The organism is Amycolatopsis nigrescens CSC17Ta-90 (assembly GCF_000384315.1).
GTDB lineage: Bacteria > Actinomycetota > Actinomycetes > Mycobacteriales > Pseudonocardiaceae > Amycolatopsis > Amycolatopsis nigrescens.
In genome coordinates this window covers 8,503,070-8,529,223 of the sequence record NZ_ARVW01000001.1, presented here as the reverse complement: position 1 = coordinate 8,529,223, position 26,154 = coordinate 8,503,070, and the positions used below count along the sequence as shown (strand labels likewise).

The 26,154-nt window shown below is 70.2% G+C and carries 26 protein-coding genes; 9 read left to right on the top strand and 17 right to left on the bottom strand.

The genetic code is table 11. The annotated features are described in order from the left end of the window. Window positions 1–56: 56 nt before the first annotated feature. Window positions 57–680 carry a TetR/AcrR family transcriptional regulator gene (locus AMYNI_RS0140315; RefSeq protein ID WP_020673820.1) on the bottom strand — a complete coding sequence of 208 codons (624 nt, stop codon included), beginning with the start codon at window positions 678–680 and terminating at the stop codon, window positions 57–59. A 99-nt stretch (window positions 681–779) separates the two neighbouring features. Between AMYNI_RS0140315 and AMYNI_RS46595 the strand changes: the two genes are divergently transcribed. Then, complete coding sequence (locus tag AMYNI_RS46595) at window positions 780–1,373, top strand: hypothetical protein (protein ID WP_020673819.1); 594 nt, start codon at window positions 780–782, stop codon at window positions 1,371–1,373. Window positions 1,374–1,387: 14 nt separating this feature from the next. On the opposite strand, the gene AMYNI_RS0140305 is transcribed toward AMYNI_RS46595, so the two are convergent. Next, on the bottom strand, window positions 1,388–1,594 hold the full coding sequence (locus tag AMYNI_RS0140305; protein ID WP_020673818.1) for a hypothetical protein: 207 nt from the start codon (window positions 1,592–1,594) through the stop codon (window positions 1,388–1,390). 170 nt (window positions 1,595–1,764) lie between these two features. Here AMYNI_RS0140305 and coaE point away from each other — a divergent pair, with 170 nt between their 5' ends. Then, entirely contained in the window at window positions 1,765–2,952 is a 1,188-nt protein-coding gene (coaE, locus tag AMYNI_RS0140300; RefSeq protein ID WP_026361540.1) for a dephospho-CoA kinase, read from the top strand. 3 nt (window positions 2,953–2,955) lie between these two features. Here coaE and AMYNI_RS0140295 read toward each other — a convergent pair whose 3' ends face one another. The 5 genes from AMYNI_RS0140295 to AMYNI_RS0140275 all read right to left on the bottom strand — a co-directional run bounded on the left by AMYNI_RS0140295 (window position 2,956) and on the right by AMYNI_RS0140275 (window position 7,545). Beyond that, the gene (locus tag AMYNI_RS0140295; protein WP_020673816.1) at window positions 2,956–3,585 is read right to left on the bottom strand and encodes a response regulator; all 630 of its coding nucleotides are present in this window, start codon (window positions 3,583–3,585) and stop codon (window positions 2,956–2,958) included. Further along, window positions 3,582–4,853 carry a sensor histidine kinase gene (locus AMYNI_RS0140290; RefSeq protein WP_020673815.1) on the bottom strand — a complete coding sequence of 424 codons (1,272 nt, stop codon included), beginning with the start codon at window positions 4,851–4,853 and terminating at the stop codon, window positions 3,582–3,584. Before AMYNI_RS0140290 ends, AMYNI_RS0140295 begins: the two co-directional genes overlap by 4 nt. A 292-nt stretch (window positions 4,854–5,145) precedes the next feature. Next, on the bottom strand, window positions 5,146–5,949 hold the full coding sequence (locus AMYNI_RS0140285; protein ID WP_245574109.1) for an ABC transporter permease: 804 nt from the start codon (window positions 5,947–5,949) through the stop codon (window positions 5,146–5,148). A gap of 22 nt (window positions 5,950–5,971) precedes the next feature. Then, window positions 5,972–6,877: an ABC transporter ATP-binding protein gene (locus AMYNI_RS0140280; RefSeq protein ID WP_020673813.1), complete on the bottom strand. Its 906-nt coding sequence runs from the start codon at window positions 6,875–6,877 to the stop codon at window positions 5,972–5,974. 152 nt (window positions 6,878–7,029) lie between these two features. Further along, entirely contained in the window at window positions 7,030–7,545 is a 516-nt protein-coding gene (locus AMYNI_RS0140275) for a ribonuclease FAU-1 family protein (RefSeq protein WP_020673812.1), read from the bottom strand. Between the two features lie 58 nt (window positions 7,546–7,603). Here AMYNI_RS0140275 and AMYNI_RS0140270 point away from each other — a divergent pair, with 58 nt between their 5' ends. From AMYNI_RS0140270 to AMYNI_RS0140260, 3 genes are all read left to right on the top strand, one after another. Beyond that, window positions 7,604–8,803, top strand: coding sequence for a DUF5685 family protein (locus AMYNI_RS0140270; RefSeq protein WP_020673811.1), 1,200 nt, complete (start codon window positions 7,604–7,606; stop codon window positions 8,801–8,803). A 54-nt stretch (window positions 8,804–8,857) separates the two neighbouring features. Next, a complete protein-coding gene (gene uvrB, locus AMYNI_RS0140265) occupies window positions 8,858–11,017 on the top strand; it encodes an excinuclease ABC subunit UvrB (protein ID WP_026361539.1) in 2,160 nt (719 codons plus the stop codon). Window positions 11,018–11,132: 115 nt separating this feature from the next. Next, window positions 11,133–11,564 (top strand): VOC family protein, encoded by a 432-nt coding sequence (locus tag AMYNI_RS0140260; protein WP_020673809.1) that lies wholly within the window; start codon window positions 11,133–11,135, stop codon window positions 11,562–11,564. Between the two features lie 17 nt (window positions 11,565–11,581). On the opposite strand, the gene AMYNI_RS0140255 is transcribed toward AMYNI_RS0140260, so the two are convergent. After that, window positions 11,582–12,724: a serine hydrolase domain-containing protein gene (locus tag AMYNI_RS0140255; RefSeq protein ID WP_020673808.1), complete on the bottom strand. Its 1,143-nt coding sequence runs from the start codon at window positions 12,722–12,724 to the stop codon at window positions 11,582–11,584. A gap of 117 nt (window positions 12,725–12,841) precedes the next feature. Here AMYNI_RS0140255 and AMYNI_RS0140250 point away from each other — a divergent pair, with 117 nt between their 5' ends. Further along, window positions 12,842–13,594 (top strand): maleylpyruvate isomerase family mycothiol-dependent enzyme, encoded by a 753-nt coding sequence (locus AMYNI_RS0140250; RefSeq protein ID WP_020673807.1) that lies wholly within the window; start codon window positions 12,842–12,844, stop codon window positions 13,592–13,594. A 25-nt stretch (window positions 13,595–13,619) separates the two neighbouring features. Here AMYNI_RS0140250 and AMYNI_RS0140245 read toward each other — a convergent pair whose 3' ends face one another. From AMYNI_RS0140245 to AMYNI_RS0140235, 3 genes are all read right to left on the bottom strand, one after another. Next, a complete protein-coding gene (locus tag AMYNI_RS0140245; protein ID WP_026361538.1) occupies window positions 13,620–14,348 on the bottom strand; it encodes an SAM-dependent methyltransferase in 729 nt (242 codons plus the stop codon). A gap of 133 nt (window positions 14,349–14,481) precedes the next feature. Further along, a complete protein-coding gene (locus AMYNI_RS0140240) occupies window positions 14,482–15,900 on the bottom strand; it encodes a S28 family serine protease (RefSeq protein WP_026361537.1) in 1,419 nt (472 codons plus the stop codon). Between the two features lie 54 nt (window positions 15,901–15,954). Further along, complete coding sequence (locus AMYNI_RS0140235; RefSeq protein WP_020673804.1) at window positions 15,955–16,494, bottom strand: winged helix-turn-helix transcriptional regulator; 540 nt, start codon at window positions 16,492–16,494, stop codon at window positions 15,955–15,957. A gap of 68 nt (window positions 16,495–16,562) precedes the next feature. Between AMYNI_RS0140235 and AMYNI_RS0140230 the strand changes: the two genes are divergently transcribed. Both AMYNI_RS0140230 and AMYNI_RS0140225 read left to right on the top strand, forming a co-directional pair. After that, a complete protein-coding gene (locus tag AMYNI_RS0140230; protein ID WP_020673803.1) occupies window positions 16,563–17,063 on the top strand; it encodes an SRPBCC family protein in 501 nt (166 codons plus the stop codon). Then, complete coding sequence (locus AMYNI_RS0140225) at window positions 17,063–18,097, top strand: LLM class F420-dependent oxidoreductase (RefSeq protein WP_020673802.1); 1,035 nt, start codon at window positions 17,063–17,065, stop codon at window positions 18,095–18,097. Before AMYNI_RS0140230 ends, AMYNI_RS0140225 begins: the two co-directional genes overlap by 1 nt. 42 nt (window positions 18,098–18,139) lie before the next feature. Here the strand turns inward: AMYNI_RS0140225 and AMYNI_RS0140220 are convergent, their stop codons facing one another. Further along, window positions 18,140–18,805, bottom strand: coding sequence for a response regulator transcription factor (locus AMYNI_RS0140220; protein WP_026361536.1), 666 nt, complete (start codon window positions 18,803–18,805; stop codon window positions 18,140–18,142). A gap of 126 nt (window positions 18,806–18,931) precedes the next feature. Next, a complete protein-coding gene (locus AMYNI_RS0140215; protein ID WP_020673800.1) occupies window positions 18,932–20,257 on the bottom strand; it encodes a sensor histidine kinase in 1,326 nt (441 codons plus the stop codon). 176 nt (window positions 20,258–20,433) lie between these two features. Between AMYNI_RS0140215 and AMYNI_RS46590 the strand changes: the two genes are divergently transcribed. Next, complete coding sequence (locus AMYNI_RS46590; protein ID WP_157357697.1) at window positions 20,434–21,075, top strand: VC0807 family protein; 642 nt, start codon at window positions 20,434–20,436, stop codon at window positions 21,073–21,075. Here the strand turns inward: AMYNI_RS46590 and AMYNI_RS48655 are convergent. The 4 genes from AMYNI_RS48655 to AMYNI_RS0140195 all read right to left on the bottom strand — a co-directional run bounded on the left by AMYNI_RS48655 (window position 21,036) and on the right by AMYNI_RS0140195 (window position 26,047). Beyond that, window positions 21,036–21,230, bottom strand: coding sequence for a DUF397 domain-containing protein (locus tag AMYNI_RS48655; protein WP_084628596.1), 195 nt, complete (start codon window positions 21,228–21,230; stop codon window positions 21,036–21,038). The genes AMYNI_RS46590 and AMYNI_RS48655 overlap by 40 nt on opposite strands. Next, window positions 21,190–22,110 carry a helix-turn-helix domain-containing protein gene (locus AMYNI_RS0140205; RefSeq protein WP_245574107.1) on the bottom strand — a complete coding sequence of 307 codons (921 nt, stop codon included), beginning with the start codon at window positions 22,108–22,110 and terminating at the stop codon, window positions 21,190–21,192. The genes AMYNI_RS48655 and AMYNI_RS0140205 overlap by 41 nt, the downstream gene beginning before the upstream one ends. Window positions 22,111–22,208: 98 nt before the next feature. Beyond that, window positions 22,209–23,168, bottom strand: a complete 960-nt coding sequence (locus AMYNI_RS0140200; RefSeq protein ID WP_020673797.1) for an ABC transporter permease — start codon at window positions 23,166–23,168, stop codon at window positions 22,209–22,211. Further along, window positions 23,165–26,047: an alpha/beta fold hydrolase gene (locus tag AMYNI_RS0140195; protein ID WP_020673796.1), complete on the bottom strand. Its 2,883-nt coding sequence runs from the start codon at window positions 26,045–26,047 to the stop codon at window positions 23,165–23,167. The genes AMYNI_RS0140200 and AMYNI_RS0140195 overlap by 4 nt, the downstream gene beginning before the upstream one ends. Between the last annotated feature and the right edge of the window lie 107 nt (window positions 26,048–26,154).

Genomic DNA, 26,154 nt, shown 5'->3' with positions numbered 1-26,154 from the left:
TCAGTAGCTGGACAAAGCGGCCCCGGTTCCTCGGAACCGGGGCCGCTTTCCGCTGTTCAGGGGAGTTCGCGCAGCCCGGCGAGGATGGCGGTGACCCCGCTGAGGTAGATCCGCTCGCCGGCCTCGGGCGTCGGCTCGATGAACCAGCCGGGCAGCGGGGTGCGTGCGTTGTGGGTCAGCTCCACGCTGATCAGGCCGTGCATGGTGGTCCAGACCAGGTAGCCGAGCGAGACACCGTCCGCGCCGGGCCCGCTCATCCGCTCCACGCGGCCGGCCAGCTTGCCGAACGTGGTCCGCAGCGCCTCGGCCCGCAGCGACGGGTCCGGGTCGAAGCCCGGCACCGGTCGTTCGAACATGAAGGCGTATCGGGCTGGGCTCGCCAGCGCGAAACGCCGGTAGGCGAGGGCCAGCGCAACAACGTCGCTCGTCCCGTCGGCCGTCTCCGGCGGCAGCCCGTCGAACTCTTCCTGCAGCAACTCGAAGGCTCGTTCGTACAGCGCGTCCAGCACCCCGGCCATGCTGCCGAAGCGGCTGTAGACCCCGATCGTCGATGCCTCGGCCGCGGCCGCGACCCCGCGCACGGTGAGTGCGGCGACGCCCTGCTCGGTGAGCACCCGCATCGCGGCGTGCACGAAACGCTCCCTGGTTCCGGTGCCCGTGGGTTCTCGTCTCGCCACCATCGTCTTACCGGTTCCTTACCGCGCTGTGCGCGCACTATCGATCTCTACCATGCAGAACATACGTTATAACGGTCGTTATAACCGGCAAGGGAGAGTTCGATGGCCACCTCGCTCGTCTATCGGATCACCGGGGTTTTCGGTGTGCTCAGCGCCTTCGTCCTGATCGTCAACGCCTTTCGCCGGCTGGAGGTGATCTCGCCGAGCGGGCTGGTCCGCGGGCTCTCGCCGCTGGCGGAGGCGTTCGGCCTGCTGTTGCTGGTCGGCGTCTATCTTCGGCACGCGCCCAGGATCGGGCGGCTCGGGCTGGCCGGATTCGCGCTCAACGCGATCGGGTTGGCCGGGGTGGCGGGAATCGAGTACATCCTGAACTTCGTCTACTCGGTGCTGCCGCGGGCTCAGGTGGCCGCGTTGCAGGACGGCTCCGCCGGGACGGCGATCGTGGTCACCTCGATGGTGTTCCTGGCCGGTGTCGTCCTTTTCGGACTGTCGTTGGTGCGATCGGACGCACCCAACGCCGCCGTGGCGCTCTACGTGCTCGGCTGCGGGCTGATCGCGCTACGCGGCGTTCTGCCCGAGGCAGGTCTGCAGGTGGGGCTGCTCGCCGCGGCGGCAGGCAGCGCCTGGCTCGGTCTGTCGCTGTTCCGCGAGGCCGGCCGGACAGCGGCCGACCGGTCGAGAGTGCTGCCCGCCTGAGCGGGACAGCGGGGTCAGGTGGCGGGGATCCAGGCGCGTTCGCTGGCCGCGGCCCTGGCCTTGCGGCGGAGGCCGGCCAGGCTGTGCTTTGCCGGCACCAGCAGTGCGGTCAGCCAGGTGCGCCGGTAGTCGTCGAGCGCCTCGGCGACCGGACGATGCTGGACGCAGTGCACCAGGCCCGGCGTACCGAGCCGGTGCCTTCCGACGTGCTTGGCTGGCATCGTTCCTCCGTGTGGGCGACCTTTCCCGCCGCGCACGGTACGCAACAGACACCGCAAAGCGTGGTAAGCCGTCGGCGTGTCACCCATATCAGTTGGGTGACGCGTCACGATGATCTTGCATATCGAGCCTCCGTGTGTCGGCGGCGATCTTCGGCTGGTTGAATGCCGGCATGCTGCGTGTGGGGCTCACCGGAGGAATCGGGGCGGGGAAGTCGACGGTCGCGAACCGGCTGGTCGAGCATGGCGCGGTGCTGATCGACGCCGACGCGATCGCCCGCGAGGTGGTCGAGCCGGGCAGCGAGGGCCTCGCCGAGCTGGTCGAGGCGTTCGGCGCGGACGTCCGCACCGCCGAGGGCGCGCTGGACCGGCCCGCGCTGGCGGCAAAGGCGTTCGCCGACGAGGAGTCCAGGCAGCGGCTGAACGGGATCATGCACCCGAGGATCGGGGCCAGGACCGCGGAGCTGATGGCGGCCGCGGCGCCGGACGCCATCGTGGTGCATGACATCCCGCTGCTGGTGGAGGGCGGTCTCGCCGCGCGCTACCACCTGGTGATCGTGGTGGACGCGCCGGTGGAGACCAGGGTGCGGCGGCTGGTCGAGGCCAGGGGCATGGCCGAGCGGGACGCGCGGACCCGGGTCGCGGCGCAGGCTTCGGAGGAGCAGCGCCGGGCCGTGGCCGACGTCTGGCTGGACAACGGCGGGCCGCAGGACATCGTGCTGTCCGAAGTGGACGCGCTGTGGGCGGACCGGCTGGTGCCCTTCGAGGCCAACCTCCGGCTGCACCGCGCGCGGGCGCCGCGGCCGGCGGTGATCGCGCCCTACGACGAGACCTGGCCGGCGCAGGCCGAACGGGCGATGGCCCGGATCCGGGCCGCGCTGGGCGGGACCACCGGCCGGGTGGACCACATCGGCTCCACGTCGGTGCCCGGCCTGCCCGCCAAGGACGTGCTCGACCTGCAGGTCACAGTGTCCACTTTGGAGGATGCCGACGCGATCGCGGACGGGCTGACCGAGGCCGGTTTCCCGCGCCAGGCGGGGGAGTGGTGGGACGTGCCGCAGGACGGCTCGGACCAGCCGTGGCCGAAGCGGTTCCACACCGGTGGCGACCCCGGCCGCCCGGTCAACCTGCACGTCCGCTCCACCGAGACGCCCGCGTGGCGGCTCGCGTTGCTGTTCGCCGCGTGGCTGCGTGACCGGCCCGAGGAGCGCGAGGCCTACGCCGAGGTCAAGTACCGGCTGGCCGGGGCGCACACCACGGACCCGTCCGTCGACGGGTACGCGGAGGAGAAGCAGGGTTGGGTGGACGCCGCCTTCGTCCGCGCCGAACGGTGGGCTGCCGAAACCGGCTGGACCCCCTGAGCCTCAGCTCCCGCCGAGCAGGCCGCGTTCGAAGGCAACCGCCACCGCGGACGCCCTGTCCTTCACGCCGAGTTTGGCGTAGGTGTGCAGCAGATGCGTTTTGACGGTGGCCTCGCTGATGAACAGCTTCTTCGCGGCCTCCTTGTTGGTGGACCCGCGCGCGATCAGCCCGAGCACTTCGAGCTCGCGCTGGCTCAGCGGCTCGCGGGCCGGTGAGCGCATCTGGCCGATGATCCGGCTGGCCACCGCGGGGGAGAGCACGGACTCGCCGCGGGCCGCTGCGCGGACGGCCCGGAACAGGTCCTCCCGGGGCGAGTCCTTGAGCAGGTAGCCGGTCGCGCCGGCCTCGATCGCCGGCAGCACGTCGGAATCGGTGTCGTAGACGGTGAGCACCAGCACCCGCGCCGGGTTGCCCAGCTTGGCCAGCTCGGTGATCGCGGTGACCCCGTCGGTGCCCGGCATCCGGAGATCCATCAGCACCACGTCGGGCCGCAGCCGCTCGGCCAGCGCGACGGCTTCGGCTCCGTTGGCGGCCTCCCCGAGCACCTCGAAGCCGTGGTCGCCGGTGAAGATCCCGCGCAGTCCGTCCCGCACCACCGGGTGGTCGTCCGCGATCAGCAGGGTGATGGTCATCGGTCGGACACCGCCGCCACCGCGGGCACGTTGGCTGAGATGGCCGTGCCGCCACCGGGTTCGGACTCGACGTGCAGGTGCCCGGCCAGCCGCTGGACCCGCTGGCGCATCCCGGACAGGCCGAACCCGCCGTGCGGGCCGGACCGCGCGACCGCATCGGGGTCGAAACCCGCTCCGTCGTCACGCACGTCGAGTGTCACCTGGTCCTCCATATACGACAGTGTCAGGCCCACCCTGGTGGCACCCGCGTGTTTGGCCACATTGGACAGTGCTTCCTGGGTGATGCGCAACAGGGTCGCCTCGATCTCGGGGTGCATCGGCTTGGCGGTGCCGGTGGTGGTGAACTCGATGGCGACCGAGCAGCGCTCGCCCCAGCGGCCGGCGACCGCGTTCAGCGCGTCCGGCAGCTGCGCGGACTCCAGCGCCTCCGGGCGAAGCGCGTGCACGGCCCGTCGCGCCTCGGTCAGGTTCTCCCTGGCCAGCGCGGCCGCGGTGGCCAGTCGCCGCCGTCGCTCCGGCGGATCGTCTTCGACCAGTTCGGCGGCTTCGAGCTGGGTGATGATCCCGGTGAAGCCCTGGGCGAGGGTGTCGTGGATCTCGCGGCTCAGCCGCTGCCGTTCGTCCAGGATGCCGGCCTCCCTGGCCTGGGCGAGCAGCTGCCGGTGCAGGCCGGCGTTCTCCGCGTGCGCCGCCTCGAGCTCGTCGAGCGCCTTGCGCCGGGTTTCGTTGTACTCGGCCAGCTTCTCCGACATCCGTGCCCCGCCGGCGATAGCGAGCGTCTGCACCACGACCACGGTCAGGAACATGCCCGTCCGTTCGGTGAACGCCGCGGTGACCCCGCCGAAGGAGGCGGTGTTGATCAGCAGCGAAGTGGCTCCGACCCCGGCGAGCATCGCCGACGGCGGCCGCAGCCGGATGCCGTGGAAGAACCCGGTGATGGCGAAGAGCAAGAACGTCAGATCCCTGGCCATCAGGAAACCGGCGATGGTGAGCAGGCCGGTCAGCGAGAACGCCAGCGCCACCGGGCTGTTCAGCCAGCGGCGCGGCGCCAGCGTGTCGGTGCCGAGGACCCAGCAGAGCGCGACCCCGACCAGCGCGAGCGTGCCGAGCCGGTCGGCGCCGCTCTGACCTGCGGTGGCGACGCTGAGCACGGTGCTCAGCAGAAGCAGCAAGTGCGGCAGGCAGAGCTCGATCCGCAGCGCCCAAGGCTCCCACTTGGACGTCCCGCCGGGCCAGAACGCCGCGGGCCGGTGGCTGGGCTGAGTCATCGTCTATCCCAATGAGTGTTATGCACACTGATTGGTGCGTTTGCCGTTCGTGTGTCACCGGCATCCAGCCGCCGCGAGCCACCCTCCGGGCAGCCCCCGTCGGCCGGATAGTGCATAACCCTCATGGAGTCATTATCCGGGTGCCCCGGCGACTCCGGCGACCGTTCGGCATACCCCCAAGAATGCCGACCGGCCGCCGGGACACCGGGATCCTCACCGGGCCGCGAACCTCGCGTGCGAACCGTGCCTCTGACGCGGCGGGCCGCCGATCGGTTCTCGGTTCCGGTCAAGATCACTCCCAGCGGAACAGCTTGGCCGCCAGCACGGTGCAGAGCACGGTGCACACCGCCATCGCGATCAGCTGCAGGACCTGCGGGCTGTTGCCGACCCAGGTCTCCCGCAGCGAGTTCAGGGTGGCGCCGAGCGGCAGCACGTCGGCCGCGGTCTGCAGGAAGTCCGGCAGCTTCTCCTTCGGCACCCAGACCCCGCCGAGCGCGAGCATCGGGAAGAACGCCACCGAGCCGATCCCGCTGGCCGCGCGGCCGGTCGGGGCCAGCGCGGCGATCAGCAGGCCGACCGCGAACAGGGCAGCCACCCCCAGCACGATCGACACCGCGAAGCCGCCGAGGTTCTTCGGCACCGACAGGCCCAATGCGAGCGTGCCGACCCCGACGATCAGCAGCACCAGCAGCACCGCCGCGGTCAGGTTGACCAGCAGCTGGGCGGTCAGCAGCCGGCTCGGCGACACCGGGCTCGCCGCGAGCCGGCGCAGCACGCCCTTTTCGCGGTGGGAGGCGATCGCCGTGGGGAACATGGTCATCGCCAGCATGGCCAGCAGGATGGCGATCGCCATCGGTGCGATCAGCGAGTCCAGTGCGGAGTGCCCGCCGAACTCCGCGCTCGGCTGTTTCGCGTCCGGCATCATGCCGAACACCAGCAGCAGGGCGAGCGGGATGCCGATCACCACGATCGGCGCGCCGGGATCGCGCAGGAACAGCTTGGTTTCGACGAGGGTCATCTTGGCCAGCGCCTGGCGGGTCCGCCCCTGGGGCGGGTGCGTTGCTGGCCCGGAAGTCACGGAAGTCGCGGATGTCATGGTGTCGCTCCTGGATGTGCCGCTAGTCGAGTTTCTTGCCGGTGAGCGCCACGAAGGCGTCGTCGAGGTTGGCCTGGTCCACGCGCAGCTCCCCGGCGATGACCTGGCGGCGGGCCAGCACCGAGGTCACCGCGTGCAGCACGTTGCCGGTGCCGGTGATGACCAGCTGTCCGCCTTGGCGCTGGACCGAGCGGACCTCGGGCAGCCCGGTGAACGCCTCGTCCTCGATCGGCGCGGACGGGCGGAACCGGATCCGCTGCTCGTCGGTCACCCCGGCGACCAGCCCGGCCGGCGTGTCGATCGCGACCACCCGGCCGGCGTCGATCACCGCGATCCGGTCGCAGAGCCGTTCGGCCTCCTCCATGAAATGGGTGACCAGCACGATCGTCACGCCCCGGTCGCGCACGGTCTCGATCAGCTCCCAGGTGTCCCGCCGCGCCTGCGGGTCCAGTCCGGTGGTGAGCTCGTCGAGCACCGCGATCTCCGGGCTGCCGATCAGCGACAGCGCGATGGAGAGCCGTTGTTTCTGGCCGCCGGACAGCTTCTTGAACATGGTGTCACGCTTGTCGGCCAGTCCGAGGTCTGCGAGCAGCTTTCCCTGGTCGGCGGGCTGCCGGTAGAAGGACGCGTAGAGGTCGAGCGCCTCGCCGACCTTCAACTTGTCCGGCAGCTGGCTCTCCTGCAGCTGAACGCCCAGCCGCTGGCGAAGCTCGGCGGTGTCCCTGGCCGGGTCGAGGCCGAGCACCGAGACGGTGCCGCCGTCCGGCTTGCGCAGGCCCTCGACGCATTCCACGGTGGTGGTCTTCCCGGCGCCGTTGGGGCCGAGGATGCCGAAGATCTCGCCGCGTTCGACGCTGAACGACACGTCGCCGACCGCGACCTTCTCGCCGTAGCGCTTGGCCAGTCCCTGTACCTCGATGACCGGCATCCGCGGTCTCCTTCTCGATCGGGACGGGCGGTGATGCCCGTCTGGATCGAGAATCTCCCGTCCGCGCGCCCGGCGGTATCGCCCCGGCGGCCGGTTTCGGCTCAGCCGCCGGGGCGGCCGGCATCAACCGATCGGTTGACCGGCGACCTGGCTCAGTGCCGCCGCCAGCTCAGCTTGACGTCCTTTGTGGACAGCCAGGGGGCGAGCCGGTAGCCGTGCGCGGTGAGCCCTTCGACGGTGGCGTAGGCGGTTTCCAGCGCCCGGTTCGCCCGCCCGGTGTCGAGCAGCCCGGCGACGGTCGCGTCGAGCAGTTCGTCGGTGTCGAGCACGTCGAGGCGCTGTTCCTCCTTCAGCACCAGATCGAGGTAGAGGTCGGTGGCCAGCCAGCGGTCGCCGTCGACCTCGGTGTCGATCACGTCGAGGTAGAAGTCCTGGTCGCGTTCGTGCCCGGGGTTGAACCAGAAGTCGGTGACGCGCAGCCCGAGTCCTGGCAGCAGCCAGGACTCCAGGTAGTGGAACTGGGCTCGGCCAGGCGCGGGGCGTGCCATGTACAGGCCGAAGGGTTCCACCCGGTACTCCTCGACCACGCGGTCGATGCCCTTCGGGTCGGTGTTGATCCGGCCTGCCAGGTCGAAGGTCTCGATCTTGGGTGGGTGCGGTGGCGCCATGGTCACATTTTGCGGCATCCACCTCCGCGGCCCGATCCGGTGTGGTTGGTTTCTCGCTGTGTTCGGAATCCTTCGCCCGTGCCGGCACCGGCTCTCCAGTGCCCTGCACGCGGACTGGCTGGCCCATCTGTGCGGTCTCTGCCTCGCTCTGCGCGACGAGCACGGGCAGCTCGCGCGCACGGTGACCAACTATGACGGGCTGGTGATCTCGGTGCTGGCCGAGGCGCAGTCGCCGCGGGCGGACGGCAGGCGCCAGGCCGGTCCGTGCCCGCTGCGCGGCCTGCGCCGGGCGTCGGTGGCGCACGGCGAGGGGGCCCGGCTGGCCGCCTCGGTCTCGCTGGTGCTGGCTTCGGCGAAGCTGGGCGACCACGTCGCAGACGGTGACGGGGTGTACCGCCGTCCGGTGGCCGCCGGAGCGGCCCGCCTGGTCGCGGCCCGTTTCGCGGAACAAGGCGTGCGGACCGGGACAGGCGTCGGCTTCGACACCGCCGTGCTCACCGAGGCGGTGGCACGTCAGGGTGAGGCCGAGCGCGGGATCCGGCCCGGTGACTCGATGCTGCTGGCCACCGAACCGACCGAGCGGGCCACGGCGGCGGCCTTCGGGCATACCGCGGTGGTGGCCGGCCGTCCCGGCAACCTGGCCGCGCTGACCGAGGCAGGCAGGCTGTTCGGCCGCGCGGCGCACCTGCTGGACGCGGTGGAGGACCTGGCCGAGGACCGGGTCACCGGCGCGTGGAACCCGCTGATGGCCACCGGTGCCGGCACGGCCGAGGCCCGCCGGCTCTGCGACGACGCGGTCCTCGGCGTCGAGCTGGCCCTGCGCGAGGCCGAGTTCACCGACTCCAGCCTGGTGCACGCACTGCTGGTGCACGAGCTGCGCCAGGCGGTGATCCGCGCTTTCGGGCATGCCGGGCCAGCCGGGCCAGCCGGGTCTCAGCCGCGGGACACACCTGGCGGTGAGGCGTCACCGGCCGACGAGCCGGCTCCCGGGAATCCCCAGGGCCCGCCGAAGGGCCCGAAGAAGAAGGGCTCTCCCCGGGACGGCGACGGCGGTGGTTGCTGGGTGCCGAAGTTCCGGGTCCCGCCGAAGAAGCGGGGTGTGCTGCCCGGCTGTGCGATCGCCACCTGGATGTGCTGCACCTGCCAGTTCTGCTGCCGGGATCCGCATCCCGGCCCGTGGAGCGGCAAACCACACGCAAAGTGGGGCTGCGACTGTGACTGCTGTGACTGCTGCGACACCTGTGACTGCTGTTCCTGAGCCGTCGCGGGCCGCGGCGGGAAACTGTCGGTGGGTGCGCCTACCCTGGTCGTCGTGGCTTTCGCAACCGAACACCCCGTACTGGCCCAGTCCGATTTCCGGCCCGTCTCCGAGATCCCCCGGAGCGACGGCCGGTTCAAGATGGTCAGCGACTACCAGCCCGCCGGCGACCAGCCCGCCGCGATCGACGATCTGGAGCGGCGGATCACCGGCGGGGAGAAGGACGTGGTGCTGCTCGGCGCCACCGGTACCGGTAAGTCGGCCACCACGGCCTGGCTGATCGAGCGGGTGCAGCGGCCGACGCTGGTGATGGCGCCGAACAAGACGCTGGCCGCCCAGCTGGCCAACGAGCTGCGTGACTTCTTCCCGGAGAACGCGGTCGAGTACTTCGTCAGCTACTACGACTACTACCAGCCCGAGGCGTACATCGCGCAGACCGACACCTACATCGAGAAGGACTCGTCGATCAACGACGACGTGGAGCGGCTGCGGCACTCGGCGACGATGAACCTGCTGTCCCGGCGGGATGTGATCGTGGTGGCGAGCGTGTCCTGCATCTACGGCCTCGGTACCCCGCAGTCCTATCTGGACCGCTCCGCCAAGCTCGAGGTGGGCGGCGAGGTCGAGCGGGACGCGTTCCTGCGCGCGTTGGTCGACGTGCAGTACACCCGCAACGACGTCGCCTTCGCCCGTGGCACCTTCCGGGTCCGCGGCGACACCGTGGAGATCATCCCGGCCTACGAGGAGCTGGCCATCCGGGTCGAGTTCTTCGGTGACGAGATCGACAAGCTCTACTACCTGCACCCGCTGACCGGCGACATCGTCCAGGAGCTGGAAGAGGTGCGGATCTTCCCGGCCACCCACTACGTGGCAGGCCCGGAGCGGATGGAGAAGGCCATCCGCGGCATCGAAGCCGAGCTGGAAGAGCGCCTGGCCACCCTGGAGAAGCAGGGCAAGCTGCTGGAGGCGCAGCGGCTGCGCATGCGCACCGCCTACGACATCGAGATGATGCGCCAGGTCGGGTTCTGCTCGGGTATCGAGAACTACTCGCGGCACATCGACGGGCGCGATGCCGGGAGCGCACCGGCCACCCTGATCGACTACTTCCCGGAAGATTTCCTGCTGGTCATCGACGAATCCCACGTCACGGTGCCGCAGATCGGCGGCATGTACGAGGGTGACATGTCCCGGAAGCGCAACCTGGTCGAGTTCGGCTTCCGGCTGCCCAGCGCGGTGGACAACCGGCCGCTGACCTGGGAGGAGTTCTCCGACCGGATCGGCCAGACGGTGTACCTGTCGGCCACCCCGGGGCCCTACGAGATGGGCCGGACCGGTGGCGAGTTCGTCGAGCAGGTGATCCGCCCGACCGGGCTGATCGACCCCGAGGTGATCGTCAAGCCGACCGAGGGCCAGATCGACGACCTGGTGCACGAGATCAGGGTCCGCGCCGAGCGGGACGAGCGGGTGCTGGTCACCACGCTGACCAAGAAGATGGCCGAGGACCTCACCGACTACCTGCTCGAGCTCGGCATCAGGGTGCGTTACCTGCACTCCGAAGTGGACACCCTGCGCCGGGTGGAGCTGCTGCGGCAGCTGCGCTCCGGCGATTTCGACGTGCTGATCGGCATCAACCTGCTGCGCGAGGGGCTTGACCTGCCGGAGGTCTCCCTTGTGTCCATTTTGGACGCCGACAAGGAGGGCTTCCTGCGCAGCGGTACCTCGCTGATCCAGACCATCGGCCGTGCCGCCCGTAACGTGTCCGGGCAGGTGCACATGTACGCGGACAAGATCACCGACTCGATGCGGCACGCGATCGACGAGACGAACCGCCGCCGGGAGAAGCAGACCGCGTACAACGAGGAGCGCGGGCTGGATCCGCAGCCGCTGCGCAAGAAGATCGCGGACATCCTGGACCGGGTGTACGACGAGGCGGAGGACTCGGAGCAGGGGATCGCGGTCGGTGGCTCGGGCCGCAACGTCTCGCGGGGCAAGAAGCCCGAGCAGGGCGGCGGTGGCCGCAGTTCCGGGGTGCTGGCGGACAAGGACGTGTCCACGATGCCGCGCGCCGAGCTGGCCGACCTGATCCAGCAGATGACCGACCAGATGATGCAGGCCGCGCGCGACCTCCAGTTCGAGCTGGCGGCGCGGCTGCGGGACGAGATCTCCGACCTGAAGAAGGAGCTGCGCGGCATGGATGCCGCGGGTGTGAAGTAACCGAACGGCGCCTCCCGGTCGTGGGCCCGGTCCGTCCACTGCGGACTTCCGGGCCGGGAACTGTCGGTGCTCGGATGCACACTGCTGTCAACGCATCCGAACCGGGAGGAACATCATGCCTTGGGGTTTCCAGGTCACCTTCGACGTCGCCGATCCGGCCCGGCAGGCGCGGTTCTGGGCGGTCGCGCTCGGCTACGAGCTGCAGAAGCCGCCGCCCGGCTTCGACAGCTGGGTGGCGTTCGCCGAGCGCATCGGGTTGCCGCGCGAACGCTGGGACGCGATGGCCGCCGTGGTCGATCCGGAGGGAACGCGGCCGCGGTTGCTGTTCCAGCGGGTGCCGGAGGGCAAGGTCGCGAAGAACCGGGTGCACCTGGACGTGCACGTGAGCGGGGAGCACGGTGGCACCGAAGCGGGCTGGAACCTGATACAGGAACATGTCCGCCGGCTTGCCGAAGCCGGTGCCACCGTGCTCCACGAGAACCACGACGAGGCCGGTCGCTGCATGGTGCTGCAGGACCCGGAGGGAAACGAGTTCTGCGTGCAGTGAGGCGGTGCTTCTGTGGGTTACTCCTTGTCGCACAGCGCGGCGTCGAGGACGTCGAGCCGGGTCGGTGTGTCGTTGTTGGGGACCGCGGTGTTGGTGACGATGGCGGCGTGCCTGCCGTCGTCGGTGGCCATGGTCGCCGACGAGTAGCCGGTGGACAGGTCGCCGAGGAGCCCCCACGCCTGCCCGCCGCAGCTCAGGTCGTGACCCCACAGGCCGAGGCCGTAGTGCTCGGTGCCGGGCCAGCTGGTGGGCACCGTCTTGCGCATTTCGGCGAGACTGGCGGCGGAGACGACCTTGCCCTGCACGAGGCTCTGGTCGAACAGGGCGAGGTCGGACAAGGTGGAGACCATGCCGCCGGCGGTGCTCCAGAACGACGGCTCGGCGGTACCGCTGCCCCACTCGCCGAAGGTGGTGTCCAGCCACAGGAAGACGCCGCCGACGGTGCCGCCCCGGTAACCGTGGACATACGCCCCGGGCAGCGACTTGTCCCCGGGGGCCGGGAAACTGGTCTGGTTCAGGCCGAGCGGCCGGATGATCCGGGCGGTGATCGCGTCACGGGCCGGCATGCCGGTTGCCTGCTCGATGAGCAGCCCCGCGATGTAGTAGTTGATGTTGGAGTAGTTCCAGGCCGGCTCGGACTTGGGCGGGTTGCCGGCGAGCCCGGCGCGGACCAGCTCCTGCAGATCGTAGGTGCCATCGGCATTGGCCTTGGCGTTGCTGGGGGCGCCGTTGATCCCGCTGGTCTGCTGGAGAAGCTGCCGGACGGTGATGCGGTTGCCGTCGTAGCCGTTGCCGGCGACCACGCCGGGCAGGTAGCGCTCGATCGGCGCGTCCAACGCCACCTTGCCCTCGTCGACCAACTGCAGCACCACGGCGGCGGTGAACGTCTTGGTCTGACTCGCCGCCCGGAAGGCGTCGTTCGGGCCGATGAACTGGTTGGTGTTGACCACCTTCGGCCCGACGTGCAGGTCCCAGCCCTGGCTAACATCGCCGGCGTGGACGGCGGCGCCCGGTCCGCCGTGCGACCGATAGCCTTCCAGCGCCCGCTGGACCCCGGCATGGTCATCGGCCTGCTCTGCGATCGCCAGCCCCGGCGTGCTCAACGTGACAGCAACAGCGCCGAGCGCCACCCCCAGCCGCCACGCCCCAGTCTTGGTCATGCTCGCTCCTTCACGATCCGTCGAGAACTACCGGGACGCACCGTAGACACGGCCGATGAAATCCCCATGAAACGGCGGCAGTACCCGGAAAGCAGTCTCTGGCGCTAACGTGTGGTTGTGGAGATCTTCGATGACCTGGAAGCCGAGTACGACCGGCTGGACGGCATTTTCGCGGAGCTGTCGGAAGCGGAGTGGTTGAGCCCGTCCGACGCGGCGGGTTGGCGTGTGGTGGACGTGCTGCTGCACCTGGCGCAGACCGAGGAGGCCGTGGAGGCGACGGTGACCGGTGCGCCGGGGCCGTCGTCCGGCGTGGCCGGCGTGGCGGCGCCGGATCGGGGCGCGGTCAGCGTGGACGAGGCGGTGGACCGGTGGGTGGCCGCCGAGCGGGCCGGGCCGGAGGTGGTCTATCCGCGGTGGCAGGCGGCGCGGCGGAGGTCGGTGGACGTGCTGCGGGGCGCCGATCCGGACCGGGCGTCGCAATGGGCGTCCGCGCCGCTGCGCCCGGCGACGATGGCCACCACCCGGCTGGCCGAGCACTGGGCGCACGCGCTGGACATCGTCGGCCCGCTGTCGATTCCCTATCCGGACACCGCGCGGCTGCGGCACATCGCCTGGCTCGCCCATCGGTCGCTGCCATACGCATTCACGGTGGCCGGCGAGCAGGCCGGCCCGGTGCGGGTGGAGCTGACCGGTCCGGACGGCGCGACCTGGCGGTTCGGCCCTGCTGACGCCCCGTCGGCGATCAGCGGTCCGGCCGGGGTGTTCTGCCGGGTCGGCGCGCAGCGGCTGGCGCCGGAGGAGTCCGGGCTGACCGCGACCGGTCCGCACGGCGCGACCGCGTTACGCGTACTGCGCAACTACGCTGCCTGACGGCATTGGCGGGATCCGTGCTCGATCAGTGCGCCAGGACCAGGTAGGCGAAGCCGAGGACGCCCCGGTAGTCGTGGAAGTACCGGTGCTCGCGCTCGTCGAGCCAGTTCCGCACTTCCTCGGCCCGCGGATCGGCGCCGTTGGCCAGCAGCCACGCCTGCAAGCCTGCCCGTGACGTGGATTCGAACTCGTCCCATTCCCGTTGATCCGCCGTGCTCAGGTGGATGATCCGCCAGCCCGCCGAGCGACTGCTGTCCACCAGTTCGGCCAGCGTGCGGATCTGGTCGCCGAAGATGTCCACCGCGGCCGGGCCCGGCGTGGTCTGCCAGAAGCCATCGCCGAACAACAGCCGTCCACCAGGCGGTACGAGTGCCGTCATGGCATCCAGCGCTGCCTGCGTATCGCCGAACGCGTGCGAGGAACCGACGCAGAGGGCACGTTCCGCCGTTCCGGACCAGGTCGCGGCGTCCGCCTGCACGAACTCGATCCGCTCGTCGAGGCCACGTCGCCGCGCCAGCGTCCGGCCGCGCTCCAACACCACCGGATCGGTATCCACCCCCACCGCCCGCGCGTGATCCCCGCCGACCCGCTCCACCGCGCACATCAGCAACTCGCCCCACCCGCAGCCGAGGTCGACCACCCGCGGACCGGGGTCGAGGTCCAGCCGGTCCAGCAGCGAATCGGCATGGGCCACCGAAAGCGGCGTGTTCCACCGCATCCGGGCACGTCGCAACAAGGCAAGATCGTCGTCCATGCGCGACACCTTCGCCTACCGGAAACACCCTGTCACGCGAATAAACGCCCGCTCACTTGCCGCCGGCAAATCGGTGGTCCAGGCACCCCGGCTCGGTCCGAAGTGGACTGGCCGGGATCCTCGACCGGCTCGGTTAGAGCTTTGGCCGCTCGGTCAGCAGCGGATCCGCGTCGAATCCGGGGAAGCCCTCGTTCGCGAACGCCCTTGCCGACGGGGCGGGGGTAGCCGGCAGGCCGGCCCAGCGGCGCACCGTGGCGGTCGCTGCGGCGGCCTCTTCCAGCGGGAGCTGCGCGATCTTGGAGCCGTGGTTGCCGCCGGCCACGTAGTACCGGTACGAGTCGCGGGTGCGAGGGCCGAGCTGGAACGGTTCGGCGCTCCACGGGTCGTTCTCGCCGTAGACGAACAGGAACCGGTTGGCCTGGGTGCGCACCCAGAAGTCGATGTCCGGCATCGCCACGTAGTCGAAAGCCTTGCGCGGCACGGACTTGTCCACGAAACTCCACGGCTGGTTGGTGCCGGGGTAGCGCAGCAGGTCCCGCAGGTGGCCCTCGTAGGACTCGGGCGCGCCGAGCTGCACGGCGGCCTGGTAGTAGTACGGCGTGTAGGGCGTGAGGTCCTGGTCGGAGTAGGTGAGCAGGCTCTCCACCTTGTCGTAGAAGGCGTAGAGGTCCGCCGCCGGAGCGCCGGGGGCCGGCACGCTCGTGCAGTCCGCCTGCTTCTGGTACTGCCAGAACGCGAAGTACGAGTCGATGACCGACATTTCCAGCGACTTGTCCAGCGAACCGATGGTGTTGAAGGTCTTGCCCGTCTCGGCGGCTTCCTTCTCCGCCATGGCGCCGAGTTCGCCGCGCCGTTCGAGCGCGTCGCGCTGCACCGCCTTGAGCGCCGAACGGCAGGCGGGGTCGTTGCCGACCTTCGACAGGAACCGGTTGTAGACGTCGAGCGGGTCGAACACGTCGTTCGGCGCCACATAAGGGATCGTGCCGCTGACGTCGTCGGGGAAGAAGCGGCGGAAGTAGGTCGCGGTCATCCCGCCCTTGCTGCCGCCGGTGGCCAGCCAGTTCGCCTGGTAGATGGACTTCAGCGCCTGCACCACCCGGTGCTCGTCGGCCGCCGCCTGCCAGATGGTCAGCTGCTTGCCCCAGTCCGCGGGCTCCGGCCGCGACGGCGCGAAGTAGCGGTACTCCATGGAAACCTGGTTGCCGTTCACGATCTGGGTCGGCTCGGACCGGTTCGGCGCGTCGGAGACGGCGTAACCGCTGGTGAACATCACGGTCGGCGCGGTGACGTCGCGGTGCAGCAGGGTGAGCCGCTGCTGGAAGGTGCCCTTGCCGGGATGCCGGTGGTCGGCGGGCTGGGTGTAGGTGAGCTTGAAGAACCGGAAGCCCGCCGGCGCGGTCTCTTCGGAGACGACGGTGAGGCCAGGCACCTCGGCCAGTTCGGCCTTGATGTCCCCGGCCGGTCCCTGGGCCGCGTAGGCGGGCTGCGCCAGCCCGGTGAACGCCATGAGTGCGACCAACGCGGTCGCGCACCCGGTAAACCACCTGCGCATGAACCCTCCAGCCCCTCGCACACCCCAGCCGGCACATCCTCACAGACGGGCCGGTCAGGGGGCAATCGACCGGCCGGACTCGCTACCTTCGTCGGTCCTCTTATCGAACCGCGCCCTGATCTCCGGCCGTTCGCGCAGCCGGGCCGGGTAGCCGGGACCGAACCGCGGCACCACCTCGTCCATCGCCAGCTGCTCGCCGCAGTGCGCGCAGACCATCTCGGCGTGGGTCTCGTGCCCGCAGGCGGTGTGCCGCAGCAGCACCGGCGGCCCGGCCTCCGGTGCGAGCCAGCGATCGCCCCACCGGGTCATCGCGAGCAGCACGGGAAAGACGTCCCGGCCCTTCTCGGTGAGCACGTACTCGTAGCGCGCCGGCTTGTCCTGGTACGCGACCCGCTCGAAGAGCCCTTCGTCGGTCAGCCTGGCGAGCCGCTGGGTGAGCACGTTGCGCCCGATCCGCAGCACGCGCTGGAACTCGTCGAACCGGCGGACGCCGTAGTACGCCTCGCGCAGCACCAGCGGCGTCCACCAGTCGCCGAGCAGGTCCACGGTGCGGGCGATGGAGCACGGCCAGTCGGCGAAGGGTGTCCTTTTCACGCCGTGACCATAACAGTTGCGCTAGTGAACTCACCACGTTACGGTGCGTTTCGAGCGAAGGAGCCGCGGTGAAATACGCAGACTGCCCCACCGTCGAAGTGGAAACCCGGATCGCCGTCCGGCCGGACCAGGTCTGGCCATGGGTCGCCGACATCACCACGCCGTGCAGGTTCTCCTCGGAGCTCAAGGGCGCCGAATGGGTCGATACCTCCGTGGCGCCCGAGGTGGGCTCCCGGTTCGTCGGGTTCAACTGGCACCGGGCCATGGGGGACTGGGAGACGACCAGCGTGGTGGTCGAGTACGAGGAATCGAAGGTGTTCGCCTGGGCGGTGGGGGACGTCGAGAACCCCTCCGCGTCCTGGCGGTTCGAGCTGGTGCCCGACGGTGACGGCACCCTGCTGCGGCAGTGGGCGCGGATGGGGCCGGCGCCGTCCGGGCTCACTTTCGCGATCCAGGCGAGACCGGACAAGGAGGAGCGGATCGTGGCCAGGCGGCTGAACGAGTTCGAGGCCAATATGCGCACCACCGTCGAGGGCATCAAGGCGCTGGCCGAAGGGCTGCCGGACTGATGCGGGTCGCGATCCAGCTCTCCGCCGAGGCGGCGCCGTGGCCGGACCTGGTCGACTACGTGGTCGAGGCCGAAAAGCTGGGCGTGGATATCTGCTGGGTTGCCGAGGCATGGGGCTGCGACGCGCCTTCGCCACTGGGTTTCCTGGCCGCGAAGACATCCAGAATGCTGCTCGGCTCCGGCATCCTGCAGACCGGCAGCCGGTCGCCGGTGCTGGTCGCGATGACCGCGCTGACCCTGGCCAGGATCTCCGGGAACCGGTTCCTGCTCGGCCTCGGTGCTTCCGGGCCGCAGGTGATGGAGGGCCTGCACGGGGTTCCGTTCGCGCACCCGCTGGGCAGACTGCGGGAGACCGTGGAGATCATCCGCCAGGTGTGCACCGAGGGCAGGGCCGAGTACCAGGGCCGGCACTTCCAGCTGCCGCTGCCCGGCGGTGACGGCAAAGCCATCCGGCTCAGCCAGCCGGTGAACGCGGCGATCCCGATCTACCTGGCCACTCTGTCACCGGCCATGCTGAAGCTGACCGGTGCCGTCGCGGATGGCTGGCTGGGCACCAGTTTCGTGCCCGGCGCGGCGTCGGCCTACCTGGAGCACCTCGCCGCCGGTGCGGACTCGGCCGGGCGGACGCTCGACGAGCTGGACATCTGCCAGGGCGCCGAGGTCGCTTTCGGCGACGACGTCGAGCGCATGGTGGCGGCCCGCAAACCGGGTCTTGCCTTCAGCCTCGGCGGCATGGGCTCGGCCACCAGCAACTTCTACAACGACGCCTACGCTCGCCAGGGTTTCGCCGACGCGGCGGCAGAGGTGCAGCGGCTGTGGGTGGCCGGGAAGCGGGAGCAGGCCGCGGCCGCGGTACCGGACGAGCTGGTGCTGGCGACCACCCTGATCGGCACCGAGGACATGGTCCGCGACCGGCTGCGGCAGTGGCGGGCGGCCGGGGTGCGCACCGCGCGGTTCTATCCGGCGGGGGAGACGGTCGGCGAGCGGCTGGCCACCCTCGGCAGGGCGCTCGAGCTGGTCGCCGAGACCTCGTGAGTGAAAAGTGTTGCCAGGACAACACTTTTCACTCACGAGGTCTCAAGCGGGGCCGCCTTGGCCATTGCTGTTGAGGTACGCCAGCACGGCCAGTACCCGGCGGTTGTCGTCGTCCGACGGCGGCAGGCCGAGCTTGCCGAAGATGCTCGCGGTGTGCTTGGTGACCGCGCTCGCGGAGAGGAACAGCCGCTGCGCGATCGCGGCGTTGGACCGGCCCTCCGCGATCAGTTCGAGCACCTCCCGTTCGCGGGGAGTGAGCTGTGCCAGCGGCTGCTGCCTGGCGTTCCCGGCCAGCAGCCGGGAGATCACCTGCGGGTCCATCGCGGTGCCACCGCCGGCGACCCGGCGCACCGCGTCGATGAACTGGTCGTCGTTGAACACCCTGTCCTTGAGCAGGTAGCCGGCCGCGCCGGCGCCGTCGGCGAGCAGTTCGCGGGCATAGAGCTGCTCGACGTGCTGGGAGAGCACCAGCACCGGCAGGCCAGGCCGCTCGCGGCGCGCGGCGAGGGCGACCTGCAGACCTTCGTCGGTGTTGGTCGGGGGCAGCCGGACGTCGACCACCGCCACGTCGGGACGATGCTCGGTCAGCGCCGCGCGCAGCTCGGGCCCGGTCGCGACGGCGGCCACGACCTCGAAGCCGTAGGCCCGCAGCAGCCGGGTCAGGCCGGACCTCAGCAGGTGAAGGTCTTCGGCGAGCACAACACGCATGGGATCTCCAGCGTCACGGTGGCAGCGCCACCCGGGGAACGGGTCACCGCAAGCGTGCCACCAAAAATCCCGGCGCGCCGCGCAACGTCGCAGGTAGTGATCGTTTTTCTGGTGGGATCCGCCACGTCAGGCTCCTGCGTCCCCCGCCCCAAGAGCACAAGGGACCGCCAGCGTCACCACGGTCGGGCCGCCGGGAGGACTGTCCAGCTCCAGCGTGCCGTCGAAGGTCGAGATCCGGTGCGCGATTCCCCGCAGACCGCTGCCGCGCAACGGGTCCACTCCGCCACGACCCTCGTCGCGGACCACGACGTCGAGCTGATCTTCCCGATGTGACAGGGAGATCGACGCCCGCTCGGCACCGGAATGCTTCGCCACGTTCGCCAGGAGTTCGCAGACCGCGAAGTACACCGCGGCCTCGATCGGCGCCTCCACCGCGGCCGGCAGCTCCGCCTGCACGCCGACCTCCAGCGGAGCGTCCAGGGCAACCGCCCGGATCGCGTCGGCCAGTCCGCGCTCGGCCAGCACCGGGGGATGCACGCCCCGGACCAGGCTCCGCAGGTCTTCCAACGCCGCCGCCGCGGTCTCGCGCGCCTCCACGGCCAGCTCGCGGGCCGCCGCCGGGTCGGTTTCCAGCGCGTGTTCCAGGGTGCGCAGGGTGATGCCGACGGCCACCATCCTGGCCTGCGCCCCATCGTGCAGGTCGCGTTCGATGCGCCGGAGCTCGGCGGCCTGGGTGTCGGTGGCGTGCGCGCGGGTCTCGGTCAGCTGGGTCACCCGCCGCGCCAGGCGGGCCTGCGCGGTGGGGCCGAGCAGCAGTCGCCCTGGGATGACCTGCCCCCTGAGCAGCGGTCCGGCCGCGGCCAGCACGATCGCGGCGGCGGCGAGACCGGCCGGGACGGCCGTCCAGACGAGATCGCCGAGTGCTGCGGTGGGGTGCAGCAGGATCTGGCCCAGGGTGTCCGGCCGCGCCCGGTCGGAGCCGGTGATCAGCACGGCGAGGCCGGGACCGGCCAGGAAGACGAGCCCGTAGCCGGCGACCACGAACGGCAGCAGCCCGAACAGCACCCCGGTGACCGGGGTCAGCACCATCCACAGTAGATCCCGCCAGGTGGCCTGGTCCTTGAGCAGGATGCTCAGTCGCCGTCGTTCGTGCGCCATTCCCGGGTCGAGCAGGGTGGTGGCCCGTCTGGCGGGCTGGACCGGCAGGTAGGGGCTTTCGATCCGCACGCCGGTCCAGTCGAGCAGCCCCCGGCGGTAGGTTTCGGTCAGCTGGCGGCTGGTCTCGATCACCGCCGTGGTCATCGACGCCAGGCCGAAGAACATGCCCACCATGCTGAGCAGGGTGAGTGCGGCCAGCAGCATCGTGATGAAGGAAAACCCGCACAGCTGCAGCCCGAACCACAGCGTGCTCAGCCGGCGCGCTCCGGCGTCCCAGCACCGATCACGCGCCATTTCCGCCTCCTCGGCCCTCAGTCTGACCGATGCCGCCGGCCGGGCGCACTACGCGTGACCGCCGGTGTGAGGTGCACTTTTGCGCACCCCGGCCCGGCGCGCAGGTGGATGGCCCGGTTGGTGCCTGCTTCGTAGGTTTCGTTCCCAGCAGCGTTCCGGCGATCTGGGGAGGAAAGATGTCCGTAGTGGAGAGCACCGGTAAGGCCGCGGGCTGGGTCAGGCTGGGCACTCAGCTGGCCATCGATGTGGTGGCACCGTTGGCGTTGTACTACGGGATGCGGGCCGCCGGGATGAACGTCTGGGTGTCGTTGCTGGCCGGCGGCGTGCTACCGCTGGTGCAGACCGTGCACGGGATCATCCGCCACCGGCGGCTGGGCAGGATCGCCGCGCTGATGCTCGGGCTGATGATCGTGGGCACGGCCGTCTCGCTGGTCGCCGGGAGCCCCGAGCTGCTGATGGCCAAGGCGAGCTGGGGGACCGCGGTGTTCGGGCTGTGGATCCTCGGCTCGCTGTTCGGCAAGGGCGAGCCGTTCCTGATCGAGGGCCTGTGCCGGGTGATCCCACCGTCGCAGGCGCCGTACTGGCGGGCGCAATGGCGGGACAGCGCGCAGTTCCGGCACGCGATCCGGCTGCTCACCGTGTGGTGGGGAGCTGCCTTCCTGGTGGATTCGGCGGCTCGCGTGGTGATGGCCTACACCCTGCCGCTGGACCTCGTTCCGCTGCTCGGTGTGGTACTGCTCGTCATGATGCTGGCCGCCGCCCACTACGGCACCAAGCGCTACGCACGGCGCAAGGGATTCTCGTTCGCGAAGGCGTGAAAGGCACCCGCGGATACGGCGAGATGCCCGGCGGCTGGATTCTTGGAGTCACGCAGCAGGACGTGGCGGCCGGCGAAAGCGACTTCCACGCAGTTCTCCTGGGTTCCGCTGTAGCTACTCTTCCGCCAGTTGGTCTCGGTACGGTCCTTGCTCATGCGGATCAAGCCCTTCCACGTCCAACCGGTTTGCCTGCGCGGCAATGTGCTCGACCGATTGTGCCGTATCGAGGGCGTGCGTGAGAAGCTCACGGGTGGCGTATTCGTACCGCTCGATCTCCTGGGGTTCTTCGAGGAACATGCTCGACGTGAGGTTCTCCAGGAACACGACAGGGGAACCTTCGGCGCGTCTGAGCACGGTGAAAGCGCCGTTGACACCGGCGTGCGTACGGGTGTTGGGCACTACGCGAATGTCGATGTTCGGGCGCGCTGCGAGTTCCACCAAGTGCTGCAACTGACGGCGCAGCACATCGCGGCCGCCGATCATCCGGCAGAGAGCCAATTCGTCGATGATCGCCATCAGGTAGGGCGGGTGGCTGCGCAACAGCACCGAGTGCCGCTGCAACCGGGTCACCATCCGGTTTTCCACCTCATCGTCGGCTACCAGTCCGGACTCGATCATCATGGACCTGGTGTACTCGCCGGTCTGCAACAACCCGGGAACGATCGTGTCGTCGAAGTTGGTGATGGCGCGGGCGCGTGACTCCAGGGAAATCAGAGTCTGCTGGCGTTCGACGAACCCCGGTGTGTCGCGCTGCCACCAGCCGCGGCGACCGGACTCCCTGGCCAGAGCCAGCAACTCCGCGCGCTGAGGTCCGGTGACGCGGTAGAGCGCGAGCATTGCCGCGACATCTTCGGTGGAGGCGTAGCGCTTTCCGTTCTCCATCCGGCTGATCTTGCTCGCCGACGCGTCGATCCTGGCGCCCACGTCGGCCAGGCTCAGCTCGGCGCGCTCGCGGTAGGCGCGCAAGAGTTGACCGAGTTCCTGCCCGCGCACCGTCGGCTCGGGCTCCATCTTGACTGCCTGGTTCTGTCTCACGGATTCATAGTCGCGCACTCACCGTGGAAAGTCCGGCATTCGGTGGCGTTCCGCGAAGCTTCCACTCAAAGGCGGGAAGCCTTGCGGAACAGGCAAAATCAGCTGGTGATGTCCTTGGTCGAGAAGCGACGGGCGGCGAGCAGGAAGAACACCGTCGCGTAGATGATCGAGGACAGCAGCCCGTTGGCCATGTTCGTCCAGTTGATGTCCTTGGCGATCAGGTCCATCCAGGCGAACGAGAAATGCGTGGGCAGGTAGTCGCGCAGCCCGGCCAGTGCGGTGATCTGGTCCAGGATGAGCGACAGGATCGCCACCAGCACCGCACCGCCGACGGCGCCGAGTGGCGCGTCCACCGAGACGCTCAGCAGCAGCGCCAGCCCGGCTACCCAGGCCAGCTGCACCACGATGTACACATAGGACAGCAGCATGGCGATCAGGCTGTCGCTGAACGGGATCGCGTCGCCGGTCGGGCTGATCGCGTCGCCGGCCCCGTACCAGATCACGCCGACCACCAGCGCCACCAGCGGTAGCAACAGCAGCGCCGCCGCGGACAGGATGCCGGACGCGATCGCCTTCTGCCGCAGCACCCGGTGTCGGGGGACCGGGATCGCCAGCAGGTACTTCAGGCTCGACCACGACGACTCGCTGGCGATGGTGTCACCGAAGAACAACGCGGGCAGCATCGGCAGCAACAACGTGCCGGACACGAACAGCACCAGCACCACGAAGTTCGGCGCGCTGGCGGTGGCCAGGTCGACGAACCCGCCGGAGCGTCGGTTCGGGCTCGTCTCGCCGATCTGGAAGGCGAGCACCAGGATGAACGGCAGCAGCGCGACGAAACCGAGCACCAGCTGGGTGCGCCGCCGGCGCAGCTGGCGCCGGAGCTCGACGCTGAGGCGGAGCGTGCGACCGGCCTTGTAACCGGCCACCGCCCCGTCCTGGCCCACGTCTGTGCTCTCCAGCTCCGCCGCGTCGGTCAGCTCCTGCAGTGCCGCCGGATCGGTGTGCACACCGTGGTCGATCCGGGCGTTCTCGTCCGGAATGGACGCCTTGCTCATGAGCTCGAATCCTCTCCGACGAGCTGAAGGAACGCGTCTTCCAGCCGCCGCCGTGGCCCGGCCTGTTCCACCGACACCCCGGCGTGCACCAGGGTGGCCACCGCCTCCGAACGGGGCAGCCCGTCCAGGTCCGCGTGCACCAGGTTGCCCTCGATGTCCACATCGGACACTCCGCCGACCGCGCGCAGCGCGGTGGCCGCGGCCTCCGGCTGATCCACCCGGAACGTCGCTTCGCCGCCCGCCGCCACGATGTCGCCGACCTCGCCGGAGGCGACCAGCTTGCCCCGGTGCATCACGACCACGTGCGAACAGGTCTGCTCGACCTCCGCCAGCAGGTGGCTGGAGACCACCACCGTGCGGCCGGTGGCGGCGTAGCGCTGCAGCACCTCCCGCATCTGGTGGATCTGTGGCGGGTCGAGCCCGTTGGTCGGTTCGTCGAGCACGAGCAGCTCCGGCAGGCCGAGCATGGCCTGTGCGATGGCCAGCCGCTGCCGCATGCCCTGGCTGTAGGTGCGCACCTTGCGCTTGACCGCGTCGCCGAGACCGGCGATCTCCAGCGCCTCGGCCAGGTGCGCCTTGTCCAGCGGGCGCCCGGTGCTGTCCCAGTACAGCTTCAGGTTCTGCTCCCCGGACAGGTGCGGCAGGAATCCCGCACCCTCCACAAAGGACCCGATGCGGGAGAGCACGGGTGCGCCGGGCGTGATCCGGTGGCCGAACACCCTGATGTCCCCGCCGCTCGGCTTGATCAGGCCCATCAGCATGCGCAGCGTGGTCGTCTTGCCCGCCCCGTTCGGGCCGAGCAGGCCGAGCACCTGGCCCGGCTCCACCCGGAAGGACAGCTGGTTCACCGCGACCAGCCCGCCGGGGTAGGACTTCGTCAGGTCGCTGATCACCATCGGGACCTCGGCCAGCTCGGCGTCCACCTGGTGCGCGCGGCGCCGGCGCACCGCGGCGCCGAGGCCGACCAGAACGGCCAGCACCAGCACACCGGCGATGCCGAGCACCTGGCCGACCGGCCAGCCGGTGCTCACCGCGGTGCCGGGCACCACCGGCACGGACAGCTCGCCGCCGGCGAGGGACACCCGGTAGGCGGCGGGTTCGAGGGACGGGCTGTAGGCCTGGTCGGTGGTGCTGACCACCAGCTGCAGGCTGTGCCCGGCCTCGATCGGGCGCACGATGCCGGGCAGCGTCACGGTGACCTCGGACGGCGTGCCGTCGGCGGCCAGCCCGGACACCCGGATCGGGGCGATGGCGTTGGACGGCAGCGTGCGTGCCCCGTCCGGGCCCACGTCGTAGAGCTTCACGAACAGCGCCGCGTCGGTGGGCGTCCGGCCTGCGGTCGTAGTGGCACTGACGCGCAGCTTGACCGTCGAAGCGCCGGTGATGAGCAGCTGCGACGTGACCGGCGCGGAGGTGAACCGCGCCGACTGGCCGTCCGGATCCCGCCCGAACAGGCCGGACAGCCGCGACGAGCCGCTGAGCAGGCCGTTCAGTCCCGGCATTCCGCTGACCGAGGCCGGGTTGCCGCCGGGCGGGTTCACGATGTTCTGCGGCTCGCCGGACAGGGCGACCGGGCGGCGCTCGGTGCCGCCTCCGCCGAGTCCGGGGTAACCCGCCGCCTCGACCGCGCGGACCGACGGCGTGCCGTTGGCCTGCAGGGTTCCCTGGATGTCGTAGCCGAAGCCGGTGCCGGGGTCCTTGCCGTTCCCGGTGAGCTGGAACGACAGCCAGTCCGCGATCCGGGCGCGCAGCTGCGGTCCCGGCCGGCCGCCGTCGTGGCCGCCGGTGTACCAGATGGTGCTGACCTTGCCGCCGGCCGCGGCGATCTGCCTGGCCGTGGCGTCGGACTGGTCGAGGCCGAACAGCGTGTCGTTCTCGCCCTGCACCAGCAGCGTCGGCGCGGTGATCGAGCCGGTCACCGAGGCAGGGGAGAGCCGGGTCAGCATGTCCATGGTCTGCTGGCTCGCCCTGCCGGTGGTGGCCAGCTCGGTGTAGGCCTGGCAGAGCTGTTCGGTGAAGCGGCCGCAGGGGTCGGCCGCGGGCGGCGACGGGGGACCGCCCTGCTGCGGTGCGCCGGCCGGGGCGCTCGCGCCCCCGCTCTGTCCCGAGCCGCCCTGGCTGGAGTTGTCGGTCTCGTCTCCCGGTTCCGGCGCCTCCATCCCGGGGTCGCCGCTGCTGCCGGAGCGAGCGCCCGAACCGGCGGAGAAGAAGATGCCCGCCCAGGAGCGCTTGAACACGCCGTCCTTGCCGAACGCGCCGGCGGCCGGGGTAGTGGCGACCGGGCCGGTGGTCGCCGCGTTCGGCACCAGGCCCTGGCCGAGGTCGTTGTAGGTGATCATCGGCGCGATCGCGTCCACCCGCTTGTCGCGGCCGGCCAGCAGCAGTGCCAGCGCGCCGCCGTAGGAACCGCCGGTGACGCCGACCTTCGGGTCACCGTTCTCGGTGCGCACCTCGGGCCGGGTGGCCAGGTAGTCGAGCAGCCGCTGGCCGTCCGCCACCTCGTAGTCCGGGTCGTTCAGCCCGATCTTGCCGGTGCTGCGGCCGAACCCGCGGGCCGAGTAGGTGAGCACCACGAACCCGCGCTGGGTCAGCTCCCGCGCGTCACTGGCGACGCTGTTCTTGTCACCGCCGAACCCGTGCGGCAGCAGGATGGCCGGTGCGGGGGTCTTTTCGGGGGTGTACAGCGTCGCGTCCAGCTGCACACGATCGGCGGAACCCGGCGCGGCCGGCACGTCGATGGTGGCTTCCTGGGTCTTGACCGCGACGGGTTCGTCCCCGTTGCGGGACCACAGCAGCCCCGCGGCGACCAGCACCACGACGACCAGCGCCAGGGTGGTGAGCCGGGTGCCGCGGGTGCGAGGAAGGGGGAGTCTGGGCACGGTATGACCGTATTGGAAGTTTGCTGAGAGTGTCCTGTGGGTACCCTGAATCGCTTCACGCGGACCAGACACGGAGAGTCGCGGTGAACTGGATTGGTGACGTAGAT

Excerpts from the sequence above, each read along its gene's own strand:
- AMYNI_RS0140305 (WP_020673818.1), bottom strand. The coding sequence starts at position 1,594 with ATGCCAGCCAAGCACGTCGGAAGGCACCGGCTCGGTACGCCGGGCCTG.
- AMYNI_RS0140240 (WP_026361537.1), bottom strand. The coding sequence starts at position 15,900 with ATGCGCAGGTGGTTTACCGGGTGCGCGACCGCGTTGGTCGCACTCATG.
- AMYNI_RS0140255 (WP_020673808.1), bottom strand. The coding sequence starts at position 12,724 with ATGACCAAGACTGGGGCGTGGCGGCTGGGGGTGGCGCTCGGCGCTGTT.
- AMYNI_RS0140215 (WP_020673800.1), bottom strand. The coding sequence starts at position 20,257 with ATGGCGCGTGATCGGTGCTGGGACGCCGGAGCGCGCCGGCTGAGCACG.
- AMYNI_RS0140200 (WP_020673797.1), bottom strand. The coding sequence starts at position 23,168 with ATGAGCAAGGCGTCCATTCCGGACGAGAACGCCCGGATCGACCACGGT.
- AMYNI_RS0140295 (WP_020673816.1), bottom strand. The coding sequence starts at position 3,585 with ATGACCATCACCCTGCTGATCGCGGACGACCACCCGGTGGTGCGGGAC.
- AMYNI_RS0140290 (WP_020673815.1), bottom strand. The coding sequence starts at position 4,853 with ATGACTCAGCCCAGCCACCGGCCCGCGGCGTTCTGGCCCGGCGGGACG.
- AMYNI_RS0140260 (WP_020673809.1), top strand. The coding sequence starts at position 11,133 with ATGCCTTGGGGTTTCCAGGTCACCTTCGACGTCGCCGATCCGGCCCGG.
- AMYNI_RS46590 (WP_157357697.1), top strand. The coding sequence starts at position 20,434 with ATGTCCGTAGTGGAGAGCACCGGTAAGGCCGCGGGCTGGGTCAGGCTG.
- AMYNI_RS0140225 (WP_020673802.1), top strand. The coding sequence starts at position 17,063 with ATGCGGGTCGCGATCCAGCTCTCCGCCGAGGCGGCGCCGTGGCCGGAC.
- AMYNI_RS0140245 (WP_026361538.1), bottom strand. The coding sequence starts at position 14,348 with ATGGACGACGATCTTGCCTTGTTGCGACGTGCCCGGATGCGGTGGAAC.
- AMYNI_RS0140285 (WP_245574109.1), bottom strand. The coding sequence starts at position 5,949 with ATGACATCCGCGACTTCCGTGACTTCCGGGCCAGCAACGCACCCGCCC.
- AMYNI_RS46595 (WP_020673819.1), top strand. The coding sequence starts at position 780 with ATGGCCACCTCGCTCGTCTATCGGATCACCGGGGTTTTCGGTGTGCTC.
- coaE (WP_026361540.1), top strand. The coding sequence starts at position 1,765 with ATGCTGCGTGTGGGGCTCACCGGAGGAATCGGGGCGGGGAAGTCGACG.
- AMYNI_RS0140220 (WP_026361536.1), bottom strand. The coding sequence starts at position 18,805 with ATGCGTGTTGTGCTCGCCGAAGACCTTCACCTGCTGAGGTCCGGCCTG.
- AMYNI_RS0140275 (WP_020673812.1), bottom strand. The coding sequence starts at position 7,545 with ATGGCGCCACCGCACCCACCCAAGATCGAGACCTTCGACCTGGCAGGC.
- AMYNI_RS0140280 (WP_020673813.1), bottom strand. The coding sequence starts at position 6,877 with ATGCCGGTCATCGAGGTACAGGGACTGGCCAAGCGCTACGGCGAGAAG.
- AMYNI_RS0140315 (WP_020673820.1), bottom strand. The coding sequence starts at position 680 with ATGGTGGCGAGACGAGAACCCACGGGCACCGGAACCAGGGAGCGTTTC.
- AMYNI_RS48655 (WP_084628596.1), bottom strand. The coding sequence starts at position 21,230 with ATGAGCAAGGACCGTACCGAGACCAACTGGCGGAAGAGTAGCTACAGC.